This is a genomic window from Nonomuraea sp. NPDC049378 (assembly GCF_055586745.1).
Map to the genome: position 1 here is coordinate 15,855 of NZ_JBVJHP010000045.1, position 21,118 is coordinate 36,972.

Annotated in this window: 17 protein-coding genes and 1 tRNA gene; 13 read left to right on the forward strand and 5 right to left on the reverse strand. The window is 68.5% G+C overall.

Going from position 1 to position 21,118, the window contains the following annotated elements:
- Positions 1-34: 34 nt before the first annotated feature.
- Positions 35-331: a DUF5372 family protein gene (locus tag ACZ6SA_RS48575; protein WP_465836231.1), complete on the forward strand. Its 297-nt coding sequence runs from the start codon at positions 35-37 to the stop codon at positions 329-331.
- 178 nt (positions 332-509) lie between these two features.
- On the forward strand, positions 510-2,996 hold the full coding sequence (locus tag ACZ6SA_RS48580) for a helix-turn-helix domain-containing protein (protein WP_465836233.1): 2,487 nt from the start codon (positions 510-512) through the stop codon (positions 2,994-2,996).
- A 34-nt stretch (positions 2,997-3,030) separates the two neighbouring features.
- On the opposite strand, the gene ACZ6SA_RS48585 is transcribed toward ACZ6SA_RS48580, so the two are convergent.
- The 3 genes from ACZ6SA_RS48585 to ACZ6SA_RS48595 form a co-directional block, all read right to left on the reverse strand.
- Positions 3,031-4,479: a hypothetical protein gene (locus ACZ6SA_RS48585; protein ID WP_465836235.1), complete on the reverse strand. Its 1,449-nt coding sequence runs from the start codon at positions 4,477-4,479 to the stop codon at positions 3,031-3,033.
- Between the two features lie 154 nt (positions 4,480-4,633).
- Positions 4,634-4,963, reverse strand: a complete 330-nt coding sequence (locus tag ACZ6SA_RS48590) for a pilin (protein WP_465836237.1) — start codon at positions 4,961-4,963, stop codon at positions 4,634-4,636.
- 244 nt (positions 4,964-5,207) lie between these two features.
- Positions 5,208-5,987 carry a sigma-70 RNA polymerase sigma factor region 4 domain-containing protein gene (locus ACZ6SA_RS48595; RefSeq protein ID WP_347650920.1) on the reverse strand — a complete coding sequence of 260 codons (780 nt, stop codon included), beginning with the start codon at positions 5,985-5,987 and terminating at the stop codon, positions 5,208-5,210.
- Between the two features lie 551 nt (positions 5,988-6,538).
- Here ACZ6SA_RS48595 and ACZ6SA_RS48600 point away from each other — a divergent pair.
- The 6 genes from ACZ6SA_RS48600 (at position 6,539) to ACZ6SA_RS48625 (ending at position 12,624) form a co-directional block, all read left to right on the forward strand.
- Positions 6,539-8,116, forward strand: coding sequence for a tetratricopeptide repeat protein (locus tag ACZ6SA_RS48600; RefSeq protein WP_347650921.1), 1,578 nt, complete (start codon positions 6,539-6,541; stop codon positions 8,114-8,116).
- The gene (locus tag ACZ6SA_RS48605; protein WP_347650922.1) at positions 8,113-8,487 is read left to right on the forward strand and encodes a hypothetical protein; all 375 of its coding nucleotides are present in this window, start codon (positions 8,113-8,115) and stop codon (positions 8,485-8,487) included. Before ACZ6SA_RS48600 ends, ACZ6SA_RS48605 begins: the two co-directional genes overlap by 4 nt.
- Before the next feature lie 382 nt (positions 8,488-8,869).
- On the forward strand, positions 8,870-9,739 hold the full coding sequence (locus tag ACZ6SA_RS48610; RefSeq protein WP_465836240.1) for a class I SAM-dependent methyltransferase: 870 nt from the start codon (positions 8,870-8,872) through the stop codon (positions 9,737-9,739).
- On the forward strand, positions 9,736-10,590 hold the full coding sequence (locus ACZ6SA_RS48615) for a TRM11 family SAM-dependent methyltransferase (RefSeq protein ID WP_465836242.1): 855 nt from the start codon (positions 9,736-9,738) through the stop codon (positions 10,588-10,590). The genes ACZ6SA_RS48610 and ACZ6SA_RS48615 overlap by 4 nt, the downstream gene beginning before the upstream one ends.
- A 229-nt stretch (positions 10,591-10,819) precedes the next feature.
- Entirely contained in the window at positions 10,820-10,969 is a 150-nt protein-coding gene (locus ACZ6SA_RS48620) for a hypothetical protein (RefSeq protein ID WP_465836244.1), read from the forward strand.
- Complete coding sequence (locus ACZ6SA_RS48625; protein WP_465836246.1) at positions 10,966-12,624, forward strand: recombinase family protein; 1,659 nt, start codon at positions 10,966-10,968, stop codon at positions 12,622-12,624. The genes ACZ6SA_RS48620 and ACZ6SA_RS48625 overlap by 4 nt, the downstream gene beginning before the upstream one ends.
- On the opposite strand, the gene ACZ6SA_RS48630 is transcribed toward ACZ6SA_RS48625, so the two are convergent.
- Positions 12,606-12,691, reverse strand: a tRNA-Leu gene (locus ACZ6SA_RS48630). The genes ACZ6SA_RS48625 and ACZ6SA_RS48630 overlap by 19 nt on opposite strands.
- A 354-nt stretch (positions 12,692-13,045) precedes the next feature.
- On the opposite strand from ACZ6SA_RS48630, the gene ACZ6SA_RS48635 reads away from it, so the two are divergent.
- Together ACZ6SA_RS48635 and ACZ6SA_RS48640 are read left to right on the forward strand one after the other, a co-directional pair.
- Entirely contained in the window at positions 13,046-13,747 is a 702-nt protein-coding gene (locus ACZ6SA_RS48635; RefSeq protein WP_465836248.1) for a hypothetical protein, read from the forward strand.
- Positions 13,748-13,987: 240 nt separating this feature from the next.
- Complete coding sequence (locus ACZ6SA_RS48640) at positions 13,988-15,871, forward strand: chaplin family protein (protein ID WP_465836250.1); 1,884 nt, start codon at positions 13,988-13,990, stop codon at positions 15,869-15,871.
- Positions 15,872-16,051: 180 nt separating this feature from the next.
- Here the strand turns inward: ACZ6SA_RS48640 and ACZ6SA_RS48645 are convergent, their stop codons facing one another.
- Positions 16,052-16,237 carry a DUF5703 family protein gene (locus ACZ6SA_RS48645; protein ID WP_132517675.1) on the reverse strand — a complete coding sequence of 62 codons (186 nt, stop codon included), beginning with the start codon at positions 16,235-16,237 and terminating at the stop codon, positions 16,052-16,054.
- A gap of 189 nt (positions 16,238-16,426) precedes the next feature.
- Here ACZ6SA_RS48645 and topA point away from each other — a divergent pair, with 189 nt between their 5' ends.
- The 3 genes from topA to ACZ6SA_RS48660 all read left to right on the forward strand — a co-directional run bounded on the left by topA (position 16,427) and on the right by ACZ6SA_RS48660 (position 20,984).
- A complete protein-coding gene (gene topA / locus ACZ6SA_RS48650) occupies positions 16,427-19,105 on the forward strand; it encodes a type I DNA topoisomerase (protein ID WP_347648078.1) in 2,679 nt (892 codons plus the stop codon).
- 13 nt (positions 19,106-19,118) lie between these two features.
- Entirely contained in the window at positions 19,119-20,351 is a 1,233-nt protein-coding gene (locus ACZ6SA_RS48655) for a metallophosphoesterase (protein ID WP_347648077.1), read from the forward strand.
- Between the two features lie 75 nt (positions 20,352-20,426).
- The gene (locus ACZ6SA_RS48660; RefSeq protein ID WP_465836253.1) at positions 20,427-20,984 is read left to right on the forward strand and encodes a helix-turn-helix transcriptional regulator; all 558 of its coding nucleotides are present in this window, start codon (positions 20,427-20,429) and stop codon (positions 20,982-20,984) included.
- The last annotated feature ends 134 nt before the right edge of the window (positions 20,985-21,118 follow it).

Consider the following 21,118-nt stretch of genomic DNA (forward strand, 5'->3'; position numbering starts at 1 on the left):
TGCTCATACGACGGAACGTTCGCAGGGCTCACTGGTGGTCACGCATCCCTTCCATCCGTGGCGGGGCAAGCGGCTGCGGGTGCTGGCCGCGCGGTGGCACAAGGGCCGGTTGACGTTCTTCTGCGACGCTGAGGGCGTGCGAATCTCACTGCCTCAGGAGTGGACGGACCGGGGGCCCGAGCCGTCGGATCAGCCGGTGTCGGTGGAGTCGCTGACCGCGCTGCGGGCGCTGGTGGACGCTTTGGAGTCCAGCGAGTCGGCGCGTCGCTCCACCATTTCCACCGAATCCACCGAAAGTCCCGGCACATCCACCGGAAAAGGTGGATTGTGATGGTGTGGTCACGGTTAGTGGTGGCCGTGTCAGTGGGGCCGGAGAGCAGGTGCCATGGACGGATCCGCCCGCCTCGAAGTGGTGATGGTGGTTGCGAACATGGTCGAGTCCGTGCTGGCCGGCGCCCTGCCGATGGGCGGCCTGCCGGTGGGTGGTCTGCCGGCCGGGGATGGTGACGGTGTACGGCGAAGCGAAGATCACCTCGGCGCATCGGGCGCGGACCGCGCTGGTCTACATCCGCCAGTCGACGCTTGTGCAGGTGCGCGACAACGTCGAGTCCACCGCCCGCCAGTACGATCTGGCCCGCCGCGCGGTCGAGCTGGGCTGGGCCCCGGCCGACGTGGTGGTGGTCGATGCCGATCTGGGCACCTCCGGCGGATTCGGTTCGGCACGCAGCGGGTTTCGGGAACTGGTCGCGCGGGTGTGCCTGGGCGGCGTGGGCGCGGTGCTGGGGCTGGAGGTGTCCCGGCTGGCCCGTTCCTCGGCGGAGTTCGCGCGCCTGCTGGAGCTGGCCCGCCTCACCGACACCCTGGTGATCGACGGCGATGGGGTCTACGACCTGGCCGATGTCAACGACCGGCTGCTGCTGGGGTTGAAGGGCACGCTGTCCGAAGCCGAGCTCCACCTGATCGCCGGCCGCCTTCACGGCGCGAAGCTCGCCGCCGCAGGCCGCGGCGAGCTGCGCTTCCCGCTGCCGATCGGCTACGTCTACGACGCCGACCAGCAGATCGTGCAAGACCCCGACGAACAGGTCCGCGCCGCGGTGAATGACCTGTTCGCGGCGTTCGCGCAGACCGGGTCGGCCTACGGGGTGGTCCAGCAGTTCGCCGGACGGACCTTTCCCTCGCGCAAGTACGGCGGGGTGTTCGCCGGGCAGCTGCGGATGCGCCCGCTCACGCACGCCCGGGTGCTGCAGATCCTGGCCAACCCGATCTATGCCGGCGCGTACTGCTACGGGCGGCGCCGGGTAGTACGCCGGGTCGAGGCGGACGGCACCGTCCGCCTCGGCTCGCGCAAGACCGCGCGCTCCGAGTGGCTGGTGCTCATCCCGGACCACCACGATGGCTACATCAGCTGGCAGCAGTTCCTGGACATCGAGACCAAACGGGCGGCCAACCACACCCGCAGCGGCGCCCGCCCGGTGCGGGAGGGGCCACCGCTGTGTCAGGGGATCATCGGCTGCGGCGTGTGCGGCGGCCGGATGGGCACCATGTATCGGTTCGACCGGTACTGCTTCTACGACTGCTTCGCCCGCACCGACCAGGCCCAGCAGCCGCTCTGCCGGGGCATCTCGGCCCGCACTGTCGATGCGGCGGTCGAACAACGCCTCTTGCAGGTCGTCACTCCCGAGCAGATCACCCTGGCGCTGCAGACGGCTGAGGAGGTGGTCGAGCGGCACACGCGCAGCCACCGCGCTGCGGAGCTGGCGGTGGCGCGGGCCCGCTATGAGGCCGAGCGGGCCGAGCGCGCCTTCAGCCAGGTCGAGCCGGAAAACCGGCTGGTCGCCCGCACCCTGGAGGACCGCTGGGAAGCCAAACTGCAGGCGCTGGCCGAGGCCGAACTCGCCCTGCAGACGGCTCGCGCGGCTAAACCACCGCTGCCCGAACGCGACCAGCTGCTGGCCCTGGCCGGCGACCTGCCCCGGCTCTGGCACGCGCCGACCACCACCGCCCGGGACCGCAAACGGCTGCTGCGGGCCCTGATCGCCGACATCACCCTGCTGCCCGGCGCCGACGCCGAGCACGCCGTCATCGGCCTGCGCTGGCACAGCGGCGCGAGCGAGCAACTGACCGTTCGCCGCTACGGCCCTGGCCGCACCAGCCCCGAAGCCTTGGACATCATCCGCGAGCGGGCCGCCACCACCGGCGACGCCGAGCTGGCCGACCAGCTGAACGCGGCCGGTCTGGCCACCGGACGCGGCCGTGCCTGGGACGCCGCGGCGGTGCACCGGGCGCGCAACGCCCACGGCATCCGCGGCCGGTGGAGCAGCGGAGCCTGCGCCGGCGAGCTGACCATCCGCCAGCTGTGTGAACGGCTCGGCGTCACCAGCTCCGCGGTCGCCGACTGGATCAAGGCGGGCAAGCTGGCCGCCCACCGCACCCCCGTCGGCCGCTGGCACATCCCCTTCGACGAGAGTGTCGAGGCACGCTGCCGCGACATGATCGCCGCATCGGCCCATCTCGGCCACAAGCACCGCACCCCTGCCTCGGCGTGCGAGGGCGAGATCACCGTCGCCGAGCTGGCCGCCAAGCTTGGTATCACTACCACTGCGGTGCTGGGCTGGATCCGCTCCGGGAAGATCGCCGCGCATCGGACCCGCGTGACACGCCACTGGCACATCCGCTGGGACGACAGCGTGGAGGCGCACTGCCGCGACATGATCGCCACATCCGTGCGTCTCGGCGTCCGCCAGCACGGCGGAGCAGTGGCCTGTGAGGGCGAGCTCACCATCCGCCAGCTGCGGGACAAGCTCGGCATCGGCCGAGGCACGGTGCTGGGCTGGATCGCTAACGGCAAGATCGCCGCCCACCAGACCACGCAGGGTTACTGGCACATCCCCTTCGATGAGGCCATCGAGGCTCACTGCCGCGAACTCATCGCCACCTCCCGCCACCTGGGCAGAAAGCCTCGAACCCAGCAAACAGACGAAGGAGGCGCAGTATGAAACACCCATCGGGATCGTCGCGACCAGCCGTTCGTTATTTGCGTGTCGCACGACGTTCTGCCTTTCTTCGAGGACGGGGCACGTCGAGCCGCACCGTGACCTGTGACTGACCGCGTTGCGCGCGGCGTGCGGCGGACGCTTGCGGCAGGCGTGTGGCGTTCGGTTGCTGGTTGCTGCGGACGGGCGGTCGGCCACGACGGCCCGGCTGCGGGCGGGGATGGGTTACCGGGCCTGGCTGCTTTCTGACAGGGCTGTCCGGCGTGTCAGGGCGCGTTGGGTGGTCATGACGGGATGGGCGATTCGTACGTCCCACACGGGCGTTTCCGTTGCCGCAGCCCGTGGTGGGCCGCCGGGACGGACGGGGGCGGCGCTGGATCCCGCCGCTCGGCCCGCCCGAGCTCGGATTCCGCCCACCAGGGCCCCCACCGCCGGGACCCCCACCGTAGGGCGGGCCGCCGCCGGGAGGACCGCCGCTGGGCGGGCCGTTGGGCCCGTTGCCGGTGGGCGGGTTCGGAGGCCCGGAACGCGGTACCGCGCGTGACGCACCGGCGCGCTTGCCGAGCAGGAAGTTCAGCCCGCGATAGATGATCAGGGACTGCACCAGGCGCGAGAGCGTCCGGGGCCGGTTGGCCTGCCAGATCGTTCTTGCGACCCATCCTGGGATCTTGAACAGGACGAACAGCAGGCACACGGTCATGAGCAGGTCGGCCAGGTCCGCCGTGGTGGGGACCCAGAATGCGGCGGTGTCCTCGGCCGGGTTGTCGGAGAAGATGAGCTTGAGCGCTGTGACGAGCACGAGCGACTGGCATATCTGGATCGTCAGCAGCCCGATGAACGACCGCCACCACAGCCGTGCCAGCCCGTCCGTCATCGGCAGCGCGTGAAAGATCAAAGCGAGGGGTGCTGCCGCGATCACGACCATGGTGAGCGCGATTCGTACGAGGTAGGTGAACACGACTCCGACCGCCAGGACGACCGCGACCAGTGCCACGAGTGCGAAGAACACGCCGTGAGTGGCGATCCCCGCCAGGATCGTCGTCTTGATGGCGTTGAACACTGATTCCGGATCGATCCGGTCGGCACCGTCGGCCAGGAACGCGTGGCTCAGCCCGTTGACCAGGGTGATCGCGTACCCGATCGCGACCAGGCTCAGGTTCGCGGCCAGGAACGCCCACACCAGCCGGGGTAGCAGTTCGCGCGCCGAGCTCTCACCCGGGAGCGCCTGCCCGACCATGAGCATCACTCCCGCGGCTGTCACCAGCAGCACGAAGCAGGTGTTCGCGATGGTCCTGGAGATTTCCCACAGCTGCTTGGCTCGGGCCATCGCTGGGGAGTCCAGCTCTGGCGTCGCCAGCACGGTCGACCCGAGCATCTCGAACACCGGCTTGGAGGCCGTCTCCACGAGGTGCGTGAACCACTCGTTGACCGCCTGGCGGGCCTCGCAGGCCACGCTGATGAACCCGCAGTCCTGTGCCGGCGCCACGGCCGAAGTCGAGGGCGTCGCGCTTGGGGCGCGCGTCGGTGTCGCTGTCGGAGAGGCGGCGAGCGCGCGTCCGCTGATCAGCGCCAAGGCGAGCGCGGCACCGACTAGCAGGAGGACGAGCAGCCCGGCCGCTTTTCGGCGAGTACCGGTCACGTCAGGCCCCCACGATCCGCTGCAGGATCTCCACCAGGACGGGCGCGAGCACCGCCACCCCGTAGCCGAGCGCTCCGTACCGCAGCGTCTTCTTGGCGGCCTCGACTTCTCCGGGGTCTCCGCCGGCCAGGATGTAGCGGACTCCGCCGATGGTGAAGAACAGCGTGGCCAGCCCGATGAGCAGCCCGACCACCACGTTGCGCAGGTTGGTGATGACCTGGTCGAGCGAGGCGGAGGCCAGCGCGGTCATGGCCTCGGCGACCCCCGGCAAGGTCAGCGCGGCGACAGTGCAGCCGCCGGTCCACACCAGCGACGCGACACCACGCCGCACCAAGCTCACCTTCGCCGGAACCCGGATGACGAACAACGGACAAGGCCGAGATGGCTTCATGACATGGCCCCCAAGGACGAGAGGTCTTGACCTGGCGTCCAGCCGTGATCACAGGCCCGGAACGGTCCGGGATGGGTGTCCTCCTTCGAAGGACGAGGGACGATGGACTCGATGGGAACGGGCAACCGCCCCCCGAAACTCCGCCCCGAGCCGTGATCACGGCTGACATGGATGAACCACCGATTCAGCAGGCGAGATTGGAGACCGGCCCGTCACCGCTGACCGAGACTTGACCCTCCTCGATCGCCCGCGCCAGCCGCGTCTCCGCCGTTCGCCGGCGCTTGTACAGCCGATCCGCCGGCACCCCGAGCCGCCCCGCGTACGCCCGCAGCGCTTGCCCCTCCAAGCGCGTCGCATTGATCAACTTCGCCTCGTCGGGAGTGATGACCCGGCACCGCACAGCCTCGGCGAGCACCATGAACGGCTCGCTGTCCAGGGCCGCCTGCTCCGGTATGTCGGCGCAAATTTCGATGGAGGCGAGTTCACGCGCTCGAACCTGAAGCGCGCCCTTCTTCGCCCACAGCAGCAGCCGAGGCAGGATGTTCGGCCGGTCGAGGTCGATCCGGCGGAGCTGCGCGACGAAGTTCGTCACCATCTCAGAGACGATGTCGTCGACCACATGCTTGGGGCAGCCGTGCGTGGTGCGCGATGCCAGATTCTTCAGTCCCGGCATCGCCACCCCTACACACCCGATCACCCACGCTGGGCCGTCGGACCGCGAACGCCGCACGAGGTGCGCCCAGACGGCATCCTTCAGCTCGTCGCTGGCCTGAGGCGTGAGTAGCAGATCCTTCAGCTCACCGAGATCGAGCAGGCGCTGGGGCATTCCATGACCGATGGAGTGGCCCTCTAGTGAGAGCGGGCGCGGACCGGTGATCAGGAGCGTGAACGCCTTCTCTGCCGCACTCATAGCGTTCTCGTTGTAGTACTTCGTGGTCGTGCTGTCCTGCAGATCGATGGCCATGGTGTCTCCCTGTGGGATGCGCCGGATTGGTCGATCCAGGTCTCGACCAGCGGGTGGGGAGAACTCGGAGCACTAACGGAAGAAGCGCAGACACCATGGACTTGCTGTGACGCTCTCATCCACCGTCTGACCAGTGGCAATAGACCGGACTCGAAAGCACGATCAAGGTCACGCCAGGGACGTCATCTAGCAGCTGACCTGCTCGTATGTTCGCTGCTGAGCGAACCGGCAAAGTTCTTGCCAAGCTGTCTCGCGTTACACGAACGACGCTGGTGGGCCATAGCGGTTCACTCTGCCGTCAGCGCTGCCTTTGCCTTGTACGCGTCCATCTGCAGAAAGCACCGCAACCGCGTCAGCCATCATCAACGGCGGGCTCGCGTCCTCGCTGTGGCGCGGGTCAGGCTACAAAAACGCGGCGCTCAACGCTGACCTTCAAACCCACGAGGACGACGTAAAGGTTGTGGAACCGAGACTAGTGCTGAGCATGGACTTGTCTCGCTCAAGCTGCCGAGTCACCATCGAGCGTGGAGGGGCCACCATGCATCGTACGAGTGGCCTTGGTGATCATGGCGGTAAGTGGTCCCGGTCACGACATGGAAGCCGGGCTCGGCGCGCTTGGCGAGCACATCTGGCCAGTGCATCGGACTCGGCTCCTGCGTGAACTGCGCGCGCGATACGGAGATTTGCTGCGGGCTCCCGACGTCTCTTCGGACAGGGAGCGAAGTGCATTGGTGGCAGCGCATGAGTTGCTCAATCGGGTGGCCGATGTTGTTGACGGTCCCGACATTGCGGTTGCGCTGGGTAGGCTGCACTGGTTACTGAGCGAGCGCCTGCCGTGGCCGCAGGGCAGCAAGCACCTTCAGTCCGCACTGACGATGTTCCGTTATGCGACCGAAACGACTGCCCCCAGCAGCCCTCATTACCCCACCAGGCTGAGCGACCTAGCCGTCGCGCTGATCGCAGTCTTTGAGCGGCACGGTGACCTGACCTCCCTCAAAGAGGCGGTCCGCGCTGGACGGACGGCCGCCTCGCATGCATATGCCGGCGAAAGCAGCCATACGACACTCACTAATCTGGCCCTGGCCCTGCTCCTGCTGTATGAGCAGGAATCGGACCCCCTGCTGGTCGCTGAAGCCGTGAACGTCGGCCGCCGAGGTGTCGCCGACACCTCGCCGACGGATTCTCTGCGTCCGTACGTGTTGAGCGTGCTCAGCGTCTCGCTCCGCATGCTCCACGAGATTGAGGGGGAGGCAGCCGTCCTTGAGGAAGCTGTGGACATGGCCCGTGAGGCAGTCGCGGCCGCCGGTCCGGGCCACTACGCATTAGCCGGCTGGTTGAGCTCCTTGGGGACATCCCTGCGGGACTTGTCCAGATTGTGGGGTGATGGGTCAGTGCTGGAGGAAGCGGTCCGTATCGGTAGGAGAGCCGTCGCAGCTGCTCAACCCGGCAGTCGAGCGCAGCCAGAGATCGCTAGTGAGCTCGGTGTGTCCCTACGGACACTGTCTATCTGGCGGGGTGACGTTGGCCTGTTGGAAGAGGCAGTGGAGATTGGCGGGAGAGCTGTCGCAGCCGCGCCCGCCTTTGGCAGTGCCCGGCCCGACATCGTCGGCGAGCTCGGTATCTCCTTGCGGGCTTTGTACGAGGTGCGAGGTGAGGCGGCCCTATTGGAAGAGGCCGTACCACTTCTTCAGGAGGCGCTCGCCGTCCTTCCCAGCACTCATGTCGCCCGGGCGAAACTGGCGTACGAGCTCGACTGCGCCCAGGATGCCCTCGCCACTATGCGCGAGCGCACCGTGGCAGAACTTCTCGGGCCTCGTATGGAGCTGGCCAATCCGGCGCATGATGAGGAAAGACCGCCTCGCGCGTCCACCGGTGGCCGTGTAGGTCCACCAACTCCAGCGCCCGCTGACGCGGATGCTCGTAAGTCAAGGGGAGGCCGGTCAACCTTCTGGAGAGCCTTCGTCGATGGGCTGAGTCGAGCACTAACTCCATTTCCGGCACCCAGGCGACCCCTGGGGAGCTTTGGGAATCTCCCCGCCGAGGACCGGATCTTCTATCAGCTGCTTGAGGCGTACTCAGCCCTTGGGAGGGTTCCCGCTCGTACCGAAGAACCAGAGGACCCGCAATGACCGCCAGCGAGCCCGAGACCACCTCTGCCGAAGGATCCAGCGGAAACGGTCGAGCTACGCGTTGGATTGACCTGTTGCAGGTAACCAATGCGGAGGCGTGGGAGAAGGTCCAACCAGGCACCTTAGATCGGATCATCGGGATGATCGAGCAGGCGGAGCGTCGTGACAACCAGCGGTACTGGGCGGAGTACTGGCTGCGAGTGGCCGGTACGGTGTGCGGCCTGGCGTATGTAATCGCCTTGTGCTTGTTGGCCATGTATTTCGTCGACAAAGGTGCCGCGACGCAGGCGGCGTCGCTCTTCGGGGTTGGCGCCGCCTCGATCGTCGGAGCATTCGTCACTCAGCGGCTTCGAGGCGGCTCTCAGAACTGACGTGTCGCACATTGGCGACCCGCAGCAGCAGCCCTCTCGTGTAGCCGCCGAAGGCCGGATGGGCGTCGACCATGATCAGCGAGCAGTTGAGACGTCAGTGAGCTGGAACTCGCAGAGCGCAGCTTGCGCAGCGTCGATGTGGTGATGCTGGAGCCTGTTCTCGGACGCCCGCTGCCCTCCAATCGATGGCTGGACGTAGTCGTACAGAACCGATGCACAACGAAGGTTGAGATGCCATGTGCTTGGGCCGGAAGAGTTTATGGCCTCAAGACATCGGATCTGTGGCTGCTGGAGGACTTGAAGGACGCGGACGGTTCCAATCAGCACTGGCCAGTGAGTGTTTCAGTACATGGGAGCGGGTGACCGTCATGGGTCACCGTAGATGAGCGAGAACGAGAAACCGCAGTCGAAGCGGTCGCGGACTGCTGAGAGGCGGTTGGTGCCGCTTTCGGTGTGGCTGTGTCCCGACGCCACCCCCGGAGAGCCCGGCATCAAGGAGCATCCGCGCGTTACCGAGACGGTATGCGGTCGGCATCGCCAGGCCGTAGGGCGGGAACTGTCCCGGCACTTGATCGGCGCCTGCTCCCGTCCGGGTGGCGTCGTAGCGGATGTCTTCCCGACGAGTGAGACGGTGCTTGTCACAGCGGCAGGCATGGAGCGGCTGGGCGTCGGATGTGTTCCGCGTCTCCCGGATGCGCAGCAGCTCGCCGGCCGTCTGCGGCAGGAACTCGCGGCGGATCAGCGGGCGGCGGTGAGGCTACGTCCCTACGGGCCACATCAACTCCGCGAGGCACTGCTTGGTCTCCAAGGTCGGGTTGAGCTGTTGATCGCGGCGCTTCCCCCTTACCCGGAGGCCGGACGACCGGCCGGTCCGGCGTCGGCGTCGTGTCCTTCGTGCAAGGCGGAGCAACCGATGCTTGCGATGCCGCAGCTTGGTCGGTTCCTGGAGGATGCGCGGCATGTTCTCGCGCCTGGCGGTTACTTGGCGGTGATCACGACGGCGCGGCATGAGCGGGGGAGGCTGGTGGACCTGGCGCCGGGGATCATCCGGCGAGCGGGCGCGGCCGGGTTGGCCTACGTGCAGCATGTCATCGCGGTGCGCGTCCCGGTGGAGGGTGATGCGCTGGTTGTCCAGGCTGATCCGGCGGAGTTGGGACAGCTTCGACGTGCCCAGTCGGCGGAGTTGCCGCCGGTGGTGTCGGTGCACGCGGATGTCTGTCTGTTCGCTCGTAGCGCCGGAGGTGCTCGATGAACGAGAGTGTTCTGCCGTCGGTCCTGGCTACGGGTCAGTTGCAGTCGAGGGTGCAGCGGCGTGGTCGGTATGTCGCGGAGTCGATGAGGCATCCGGGCAAGATGCTCCCGTCGATCGCCGCCCAGGTGATCTCGGTGTTCACTGAGCCGGGTGAGCTGGTGGTGGATCCGATGTGCGGGATCGGGACCACGCTGGTGGAGGCGACGCATCTGGGGCGGCACGCGGCGGGGATGGAGTACGAGGCGGACTTCGCCGGTCTCACTGCTGCCAATGTTCAGCACGCTCGTTCGCAAGGGGCGACGGGATTCGCCCGGGTGGCTTGCGGCGACGCGCGGAACATCGCGGCCGTCTTCGCGAACCTGCGAGGTACGGCCGCGCTGGTGCTGACCTCTCCGCCCTATGGGGTGCGGACGCACGGGCATGTCCGCTGCGGGAGCCGGGAGGGTGGCGGGCCGGTGGAGAAGTCCAACCACCGGTACTCCAAGGACAAGGGGAACCTCGCTCACCGGCCGTTGCCTCAGCTGATGGAGGGCTTCGGGCGGATACTCGCCGGATGCGGAGAGCTGCTGCGGCCCGGCGGAGTCGTCGCCATCACCGTTCGGCCGATCCGGGTCAGCGGGCGGCTCGTTGACCTTCCCGGCCAGGTCATCGAGACCGCGGAGGCGGCTGGTCTGGTCCTCACTCACCGCTTGGCAGCCTTGCTGTGCGGGCTACGTGATGGCCGGTTGGTGCCCCGGGCGTCGTTCTTCCAGATGCTGGAGGCCTGGAGGGGGCAAGAGAATGGGCAGCCGGTGTGCGCTGCAGCGCATGAGGATCTTCTCATTCTGCGCAAGCGGGGTGATGAGGGTTGAGGGCGGCTCCCTCTCGTAGCTCGGCGGCCCTCACAGGGAGTGTGCCATCGTCATCCACAGGCTGTGCACGACCGTCCGGGTCTCGCCGGATGAGAAGTCGTGTCCAGGTGGTCGTTGACATCGATCGTCGAGGCGAGCGGTCATGTAGGGCCGCCGGGGGTGGGCGGGCCCGTAGGGCCCGATCCGGTCGCCGGTGGACGCGGGGACCCGTTCCGAACCGGGACGGGTCGTGAGCGGCGCGGATAACAGGCTGCGGCTGGTCGTGCCGGTGGAGGAGCTCAGGCTCACCCCCGGCACGGCCGGCGTGCTGCTGCGGATCCTGCTCAAGGCCGCCGCCCGCGTGAAGCAGCCGCAGACTGCGAAGGAGCAGCAGAGATGACGATCAGGTTCGGCTTCTACGGCCGGGTGTCGACCGAGGACAACCAGGATCCGGAGGCGTCACGGGCCTGGCAGTTGCATCGGGCGCGGGCGCTGATCGAGTCGCGGGGCGGGGAGATCGTCGCGGAGTTCTTCGACGTCGACAAGTCCCGCTCCATCCCCTGGCAGCTCCGGCCGCACGCGGCGGCGCTGATCGAGGAGCTGAAGGACCCTCGGCGGGGCTTCGACGCGGTCGTGATCGGGGAGCCGCAGCGGGCCTTCTACGGCAACCAGTACAGCCTGACGTTCCCGTTGTTCGAGCACTTCGGTGTGCCGTTGTGGGTGCCCGAGGTGGGCGGGCCGATCGATCCGGCGAACGAGGCCCACGACATGATCATGGGCGTCTTCGGCGGGCTGTCGAAAGGCGAGCGAAACCGGATCAAGATCCGGGTACGTGCCGCGATGGCGGCGATCACCGCGACCGAAGGCCGATTTCTGGGCGGGCGTCCGCCGTACGGGTACAGCCTCCAAGACGCCGGTCCGCATCCGAACCCCGGTAAGGCGGCCGACGGGCGGAGGCTGCGGCGGCTGGTGGCCGATCCGGTCACCTCACGGGTGGTGCGGTGGATCTACAGCGAGTTCCTCAAAGGCAGGGGCTACCTGGACATCGCCGAGGACCTGACGCTGCAGGGCATCCTGTCACCCTCGGCCAGCGATCCCGGCCGGAACAAGCACCGCAATCAGCGGGCATGGTCGAAGTACGCCGTACGGGTCATCCTCACCAACCCGCGCTACACCGGCCACCAGGTGTGGAACAAGCAGCGCAAAGACGAGATCCTCCTGGACGTGGAGAACGTCGCGCTGGGGACGACGACCAAGCAGCGGTGGAACACCAAGGACCAGTGGATCTGGTCGGAGCATCCCGTGCATGACGCGATCGTGAGCGTCGAGGAGTATCAGCGGGTCCAGGAGATTCTCGCCACACGTGCCAGGGGCACATTCAGCCAGCGTCCTCACCCTACGCGGCGTCCGTACGCCTTCCGGGGTGTGCTGTTCTGCGGTTACTGCGAGCGCCGGATGCAGGGGAACTGGAACAACCGGCAGGCGTATTACCGGTGCCGGTTCCCTGCCCAGTACGCCATCACCAACCACCTCGACCATCCCAAGGTCGTCTATCTGCGGGAGGCGGAGATCCTCAATGAGGTCGATGGCTGGCTGGGGACCTCGTTCGGCCCGGACAGATTGGAGCACACGATCGCGGCGATGGCCGAGCAAGTGATCGACCCGAACGAGGCGGCTCTGATCGACCTGCGCAAACGGCTGTCGAAGTGTGACCGCAAGCTCAGCCAATATCGCTCCGCGCTCGACGCGGGAGGCGACCCGATCGAGATCTCCTCGTGGATCAACGAGGCGAAGAGCGAACGCGCCCGCCTGGAAGGCGAACTCAAGGCGGCACCGGCCGCGCAGCGGATCAGCGTCGCGGAGATCAGGTCGATGATCGAGGAGGTCGGCGACCTGGTGCGGCTGGTCGGTGAAGCGGACCCGGACGATAAGGCCGCGCTCTACACCCAGCTCGGGTTGAAGCTCACGTACTACCCAGAAAAGCAATATGTGGAGGCCCGGATCGAACCGGAACCCCCACATGTGCGAGCGGTGTGTGTCCGAGGGGGGACTTGAACCCCCATGCCCATCACTGGGCACTAGCACCTCAAGCTAGCGCGTCTGCCTATTCCGCCACCCGGACTTGGTGCCTGCACGCGGGACCGTCATCCCGCGTCGGCTCAGTAAGGCTAGCAAACTCTGAGGGGTGCGTCATACCGAGAATCCGGCCTCCTGCCGAAAGGTGGCTCCGGGGGCGCGGGAATGCCGGGTGATGGCCCGTCGGGGGGTCGCTGATGGGCCGCTCATGACGTACGCCAGAGCGCATTGGCCCAGTTGGGGATGGTTTGGGCTGTGTGGCGTTGGTGAATTTCTGGGGTCGCGGTGAAAAGGCCTTGCGACAACCTTGGGTACTGCTACGGTTACGGACCGTTGAGGGGTGAGAGTCCACGGACCGGCTCCATCCACACTGGGCCGGTTCTGGACAGCGGGAGGTCACGTGGCGCGCGCGGCGATGCATCAGCCGAGGGAGAAGTCCCTCGTTGTGCGTCGCCTGCCCGTGACCTCCCAGGGGCAGGACACGGCCACCGATCGGGTCGACCGGATGGCGCGGTTCGCGGCCGGTGCCCGTCGGCTCGTCATGCGGGCAACCGCGGTCGGCTTCCTGGTAGCCGCCGGGTGGTTGCTCGCTGTTCTGTTCGGCATGCTCACCGCCGCTCCGGCGGCCGCGGACTCCACCGCGGCGACGGGAGCGTCCGCAACAACAGCCGCGGGGCTTCCCGCGTCTGCAACGGCGGCCGCGGATCTTTCCGCGTCCGCGAAATCGGCCGCGGGGCTTCCCGTGACCGAAACGGCCGCGGTCCCCTCCGCGGTCACAGAAGTCGGCGCGTCGGCCGCCTCCCTCGACCCTGACCACGTCTCGGCGTCCGACAACGCCGAAGCCATGGCGGGGCGCACGGTCGACGGCCTCAACAGCCAGCAGGATCCTGGCCTGCCGACACCGTCCACCGCCGGCCAGATCCTGGACACCAACGGCTTGGTGCCCAACGGCGGTGGCAGCGGCCCCTTCGGGTCCGCCACCGGGGATGACGCGAGGTCAGGGTTCGACCCGCGGCTCGAGGCGCGGCGCGCACCTCTGGCGTACGTGCTTCCCCCCGTCGTCCGCACAGCGGCGGACGACCCTTCTTTCTCACCTGACTGATCCCCGCCCGGGCACCGGCCGGTCACGCGCGACGGAAGACGTCGCGGGCAAGGCGACGCCGGGCCCTTCTCCAAGTAATCGCGGCGGAGCGCGGCTCTGATCCCCTCCGCCGGCGGGTGAACACGTCAGTTCAGCTGGTTCGCGAATCCGAGGTCTCCGCTGTGCGCGAAACCTCGCACGGCCTCGGGCTGTCCGCGAGCTGTTCAGGTAATCCCCCCAAGAACCACAAGGAGCATCGATATGCGTACGTGGGCGAAGGCATCGACCCCTGCGGCCCTTCTCGCGGTGGCCGTCATGTCGTTCGGCGGCAGCGGCACCGCGCTGGCCGACACCTCGGGCGACGCGTCCATCGGCGGCGGCAACCAGGTCGACCTGCCGATCTCGCTGCCCATCGACATCAGCGGCAACTCCGTCGCGGCGGTCGGCTCGTCGCAGGCCTCTTCGCAGGGCGGCGCCGAGGTCGTGAACAACCGCGGCGGTGGCGGCATCCCCAACCGCACGTCGGGTAACGCGAGCATTCTCGGCGGCAACCAGGTCGACGCGCCGATCAGCGCCCCGATCAACGCCTGCGGCAACGCCGTCTCGCTGATCGGCAGGTCCGACGCGGGCTGCAAGGGTGGCGCTGAGGTGCGCAACCAGGGCAGGGGCGGTACGGGCGGCAACCGTACGTCGGGCGATGCGAGCATCCTCGGCGGCAACCAGGTCACCGCGCCCATCAGCGCCCCGATCAACGCCTGCGGAAACGCGGTCGCGATCTTCGGCGACGCGACGGCGGGCTGCAAGGGCGGCGCCACGGTGAAGAACTCCGGCAAGGGCGGCCCGGGCGGCAACCGCACCTCGGGGCGGGCGAGCATTCTCGGCGGCAACCAGGTCGTCGCGCCGATCAGCGCCCCGATCAACATCTGCGGCAACTCGGTCGCGGTCGTCGGGCGGGCGTTCTCGGGCTGCAAGGGCGGGTCGTCGGTCACCAACGGCGGCCCCAAGCGCGGCTACCACCACAAGGGCCGTCACGTGGGCTCGCGGGGCAACGACACCGACGGCCGGTTCGGGGTCGGCAGCGGCAACCAGGTGGTGGCGCCGATCACCCTGCCCATCAACGTCTGCGGCAACGCCGTGGGCAATGCCACGGCCGGATGCGCGGGAGGGGCGACCGTACACAACTCCGGCAGGGGCACGGGCGGCAACCGCACCTCGGGGCGGGCGAGCATCCTCGGCGGCAATCAGGTGATCGCGCCGATCACCGCGCCGGTCAACGTCTGCGGCAACGCCGTGGCGCTGGTCGGCCGCGCGTTCGCCGGCTGCAAGGGCGGCGCCCACGTGAAGGAGCCCGGCAGGGGCACGGGCGGCAACCGCACCTCGGGCAACGCGAGCATCCTCGGCGGCAACCAGGTCATCGCCCCGATCACCGCGCCGATCAACGTCTGCGGCAACGCGGTGGCCGTCCTGGGCGATGCCGCGGCCGGATGCCTCGGCGGGGCGCACGTCGGCAAGCCGGGGCACGGAGGACTCAGCGGCCACCAGCGCTTCGCCCGCACCACCGCCAAGACCGCGGCGGCCAAGGGCGGCGTGCTGCCCGTGATCCCGGGCATGCCGGCCCTGGGCGGGACGCCGGACTTCGGCGGCGTCGGCGACGTCGCCAAGCTGCAGGGCGGCGGCCTGACCTCACTGCCCCTCCTCGATGACGCCTCCCGCACGCTCGGCCTGCCGAGCGTGCCCGGCCTGCCCGGGCTGCCCGCCCAGGCGAAGACCCCGGCCGCGCCCAAGCGGACCGTCGTGACGCCGGCCGAGCCGAAGAAGCGGACCGCGGTTACCCCGGCCAAGCCGAAGAAGCGGACCGCGGCCCCGGCCGACAGGTCCGGTCACGCCCGGCCTTCCGGCGCCGCCGCCTCCCCGCTCGCTCCGGCGACGTCGCTGGTGGCCTCGACCCCGGCCGGCGGCGTGGTGACCTCCGCCACCCGTAACCTGCCTGTCGGAAACCTGGGCCTGATGAGCGCCGAGCAGCCGGCCGGTGTGACGGGGATGAACTCCAGCTCGCTGCTCGCCCTCATGCTCGGTGGGCTGTTCGCCGCCTCGGCCACCCTGTTCGCGACCGCCCGCCGGTTCCGTCCGGGGCGCAGGCACTGAGCAGGACACCGCAGGCGCTGCGCAGGGCACAGCAGGTGCGTAACAGCGCCTGACCAGATCGGCTGACGCTCGCGTCCGGCGAGCGGTCAGCGAGAGATGCTTTGCCCGTTCCGGGGGCGCGGCCCGGGGCGGGCAAAGCCATGTCCGCGTGCAACATGTCGGGGTGCAACATGTCACCCTTCAAAACGTGCGCCGGACTCGCATGACCTTCCGGCGCAGGCGTACGTGCCGGCTGCCGTCGGGGTGCACGCGTACGCGCGCGAGCTCCCACTGGCCGTACTCTGCGTGTTCGGTCAGCAGTTGACGTGCGGCTTCGCGAGTGAGGTCGCGCGGAATGAAGATATCCATGTAGGAGTAGTCGAGCACAACGATTAGTCTCCAGAGTGAGTCAGGGCGCCATGCCGCTCGATGAGCCTTATTCTGCGTGCTTGTGGGTGGACCCGGAAGCCAGTGGGTAGCCCGGGGGGAAGGAAATTTCCGCGAGTCGGGTTACCTTTCAGTCTGTGCCGACTCCCGGCAGGGGGATAGCTAGCGAACAGCGAGGTAGGAAGCAGCGTGCCAGCCAAGAACGGCAGCGCCGGCGGAACACGCCTGGTGATAGTCGAGTCGCCCGCCAAGGCGAAGACCATCGCGGGCTACCTCGGGCGCGGCTACATCGTCGAATCGAGCATCGGCCACATCCGCGATCTGCCGGAGAAGGCCGACGACATTCCCGAGAAGTTCAAGGGTGCGCCTTGGGCCCGCCTCGGGGTGAATGTCGAGCACGAGTTCGAGCCGCTGTACGTCGTCAACCCAGACAAGCGATCGCAGGTCAACAAGCTGCGGCAGCTGCTGAAGGATGCCGACGAGCTCTATCTGGCCACTGACGAGGACCGCGAGGGCGAGGCGATCGCCTGGCACCTGCGCGAGGTGCTCAAGCCCAAGGTCCCGGTGCACCGCATGGTCTTCCACGAGATCACCCAGCAGGCGATCCAGGACGCCGTGGCCAACCCGCGCGACCTCAACCTGCGCCTTGTCGACGCCCAGGAGACCCGGCGCATCCTCGACCGGCTCTACGGCTACGAAGTCAGCCCCGTCCTGTGGAAGAAGGTCAAGCCGCGCCTGTCGGCGGGCCGCGTGCAGTCGGTGGCGACCCGGCTGGTGGTGGAGCGCGAGCGCGACCGTATGGCGTTCACGTCCGCCCACTACTGGGATCTGCAGGCGCTGTTCGACACCGGCAAGGCGGAGGAGCGGCCGCGCGACTTCACCGCGACGCTGACCGTGGTCGACGGCAAGCGGGTGGCGCAGGGGCGCGATTTCACCAGCACGGGCCGGCTGAAGAACGCCGACGTGCTCCACCTGTCCGAGGCCGCCGCGGGAGAGCTGGCGGGCCGGCTGCGGGGTTCGTCGTTCGGGGTCAAGTCGGTCGAGCGCAAGCCGTACACCCGCAAGCCCTACGCGCCGTTCAGGACGACCACGCTGCAGCAGGAGGCCAGCAGGAAGCTGGGGTTCTCCGCGAAATACACCATGCAGGTGGCGCAACGGCTCTACGAGAACGGCTTCATCACCTACATGCGTACCGACAGCATCACGCTGTCGGAGACGGCGGTGGCGGCCGCGCGCTCACAGGCGATCAAGCTGTACGGCGCCGCGTACGTCCCCGACAAGCCCCGCGTCTACGCCAGCAAGGTGAAGAGCGCGCAGGAGGCGCACGAGGCGATCAGGCCGTCGGGCGAGGAGTTCCGCACGCCGGGCGAGACCGGGTTGTCGGGCGACATGTTCCGGCTGTACGAGCTGATCTGGCAGCGTACGGTGTCCTCGCAGATGAAGGACGCGGTCGGCGAGTCGATCACGGTGAAGGTGGCCGGCCGGTCGTCGGGGGGCGAGGACGTCGAGTTCAGCGCCTCGGGGCGGACGATCACGTTCTACGGGTTCCTCAAGGCGTACGTCGAGGGGTCAGATGATCCGTCGACCGACCGCGACGACTCGGAGAAGCGGCTGCCCAACCTGGCCGAGGGCGACGCGCTCACCGTCACCCGGCTCGACGTGGCCGGCCACTCGACCAAGCCGCCCGCCCGCTACACCGAGGCGTCGCTGGTCAAGGAGCTGGAGGATCGCGAGATCGGGCGGCCGTCGACGTACGCCTCGATCATCGGCACGATCCTCGACCGCGGCTACGTGTTCAAGAAGGGCACGGCCCTGGTGCCGTCGTTCCTGGCGTTCGCGGTGGTCAACCTGCTCGAGCAACATTTCGGCAACCTGGTCGACTACGACTTCACGGCCGAGATGGAGAAGGTGCTCGACGACATCGCCAACGACCGGGCGGAGCGGGTGCCGGAGCTGCAGCGCTTCTATTACGGTGTCGACGGCGACGAGGGCCTGAAGGAGATGGTCACCGACCTCGGCGACATCGACGCCAAGGAGATCAGCTCGTTCCCGGTGAAGGGCACCGACATCGTGCTGCGGGTCGGGCGTTACGGCCCCTATCTCGACCGTGACGGCTCGCGGGTCAACGTGCCCGAGGACATGACGCCCGACGAGCTGACGGCGGAGAAGGCGGAGGAGCTGTTCTCGCGGCCGACGGGTGACAGGGAGCTGGGGAAGGACCCGGCGACCGGCCACACGGTCGTGGCGAAGGACGGCCGTTACGGGCCTTACGTGACGGAGGTCCTGCCGGAGCCGGCCGAGGACGAAGCTCCCAAGAAGCGCAAGAAGGCGGATGCACCGAAGCCGCGTACGAGTTCGTTGTTCAAGTCGATGTCGCTCGACACGATCACGCTCGAGGACGCGCTCAAGCTGCTGTCCATCCCCAGGCCTGTGGGCGAGCTCGACGGCGAGGAGGTCGTGGCCTACAACGGCAAGTTCGGCCCCTACCTGAAGAAGGGCACCGACTCCCGTTCGCTGGCCTCCGAGGAAGACCTGCTGACGGTCACCATCGAGCAGGCCAAGGAGTTGTTCGCGCAGCCGAAGCAGCGCGGCCGGCGGGCCGCGGCCGCGGCGCCGCTGCGGGAGCTGGGCGACGACCCCAACTCCAAGAAGCCGGTCGTGGTGAAGGAGGGCAGGTTCGGCCCTTACGTCACCGACGGCGAGACGAACGCGTCGCTGCGCAAGGGCGACACGGTCGAGGACATCACGATCGAGCGGGCGGCGGAGCTGCTGGCCGAGCGTCGTGAGCGGGCTCCCGCGCCGAAGAAGTCGTCGAGGAAGGCTCCGGCGAAAAAGGCCACCGCGAAGAAGCAGGCGACCAAGTCGTAAGTAACATCAGTATGTGTTGTTCGTCCTGATGTTTCTGGGCGTCGTCGCGCTCGCGCATTTCTATCTGTGGCATCGGATGGTGCGTTCGACGACGGGCCCCGGGCGGTTGCGCAAGGCGCTGACCTGGGGCCTGGTGGGCATGGTGCTGCTCGTGGCCGCGGCTTTCGCGGGCTCGCGGGTGGAGTGGGGGCACTGGCTCGCCTGGCCGGGCTACCTGTGGGTGGCCGTGATGTTCTACCTGGTCGTCTTCCTGGTCGTGCTGGAGATCCCGCGGGCCGTGGTGGCGCTGCTGTCGCGCCGGGCCGCTCCGCGGAGCGCGACGCCCGAGCCAGAGCCGGTGCCGGTGCTCGCCGGAGCCGGCGGCCCCGCCGAGGAGGAGCCGGTCGCGCCTCCCGCGGCGGAGGCGGCTCCGATGAGCAGGCGGCTCTTCCTGGGGCGGGCCACCGCCGCGGTCGCCGGCGTGGGTGCGCTGGGCACGGTCGGGTACGGCGTGACGACCGCTCTGGGCGACCCCGTGACCGAACGGGTCGCGGTCACGCTGCCCAAGCTGGATCCCCGGCTCAGCGGCCTGCGGTTCGCCGTGGTGAGCGACGTACACCTGGGGCCGCTGACAGGGCTGCGGCACACCGAGCGCATCGTCCGCATGATCAACGGCCTGGAGGCCGACGTGGTGGCGATCGTGGGCGACCTGGTGGATGGGCCGGTCGCCGAGCTGGGGCCGCTGGCCCGGCCGCTCAAGAGCCTGGAGTCCCGCTACGGGGCCTATTTCGTGACCGGTAACCACGAGTACTACGTGTCCGGAGGCCCCGGCGAGTGGATCGAGGAACTCGCGGAGCTCGGCGTACGTTCTCTGCGCAACGAACGCGTGGAGATCCGGCACCAGGGCGCCGTGCTCGACCTGGCCGGCGTCAACGACGTCGGCGGGGCGGACGCGGGCGACCCTCCGGACTTCGACAGGGCTCTCGGCGGGCGCGCGGCGGGCAGGAGCACCGTGCTGCTCGCCCACCAGCCCATCCAGGTCGCCGAGGCCGCCCGTCACGGCGTCGACCTGCAGCTGTCGGGGCACACGCACGGCGGCCAGCTCGCGCCGTTCAACCTGGTGGTGGGGCTGCAGCAGCCGGTGGTGTCGGGGCTGGCCACGGTCGACGGCGTGCCGGTCTATGTGACCAGGGGCGCCGGGTTCTGGGGGCCGCCGGTGCGCGTGGGGGCTCCGCCCGAGATCACGATGCTCGAGTTGCGCGTCTGACTTTCCGCAATCCGCTGGTCACCTAGGGCCATGATGGCGTACAGTATCCGACCGGATACGAGTCGGAGGTGCGCCGTGGGTTCGTCGCCGGTGGAGCGGGTGCTGCGGCAGGAGGTCGCGCTCTGGGCCGAGCGCGGCGGCCTGCTGTTCAAGCAGGCCAGGCATGCCGCGAGCCTCAACCAGAAGGCCCTGGCCAGCGTGAGCGGCACCTCGCGCACGACGCTGTCGGCCTACGAGCACGGCAGGAAGTCGCCGACGCTGGAGACGGCCGGGCGCATTCTCGACGCCGCCGGGTTCCGGCTGGTGCTGGAGGCGAAGGTCGAGTTCGCCCCGCGCGTGCGCGGCGACGGGCGCACGTTCCACGTGCCGAGCCGGCTGCGGCGGTTGCCGGTCGCGGCGGCGCTGGGCGTCGTGCGGCTGCGCGGTCACGCCCACGACCTGGCCGACCGCGACCAGCGGCGGGTCGCCTACACCACGCTGTTGTGCGAGGGCGGGCCGCAGGAGCTGCTCGACCACGTCGACGGCGTGCTGCTGGTCGAGCTGTTCGACGAGCTGGAGCTGCCGCCCGACATCCGCGCCGAATGGCGGCCATTGGTGGAGGCGGCGCGACATGAGGCCGGAGCTGTCAATTGATGATGGATTTGGGGCCCCTTTCGAGGTGCGAAACCTGCGCACCAGCCCGCGGACGTAATACCCTCAGCCACGAGCAGCCGGGCATTTCCGGCTTCTCTCCCGACTGCCCGCTTCCGGTCAACACCTGGATACGC

Bases quoted from the DNA above. Each gene is read 5' to 3' on its own strand.
- ACZ6SA_RS48595 (WP_347650920.1), bottom strand. From the start codon at position 5,987: ATGGCCATCGATCTGCAGGACAGCACGACCACGAAGTACTACAACGAG.
- ACZ6SA_RS48605 (WP_347650922.1), top strand. From the start codon at position 8,113: ATGACCGCCAGCGAGCCCGAGACCACCTCTGCCGAAGGATCCAGCGGA.
- ACZ6SA_RS48610 (WP_465836240.1), top strand. From the start codon at position 8,870: ATGAGCGAGAACGAGAAACCGCAGTCGAAGCGGTCGCGGACTGCTGAG.
- ACZ6SA_RS48615 (WP_465836242.1), top strand. From the start codon at position 9,736: ATGAACGAGAGTGTTCTGCCGTCGGTCCTGGCTACGGGTCAGTTGCAG.
- ACZ6SA_RS48625 (WP_465836246.1), top strand. From the start codon at position 10,966: ATGACGATCAGGTTCGGCTTCTACGGCCGGGTGTCGACCGAGGACAAC.
- ACZ6SA_RS48640 (WP_465836250.1), top strand. From the start codon at position 13,988: ATGCGTACGTGGGCGAAGGCATCGACCCCTGCGGCCCTTCTCGCGGTG.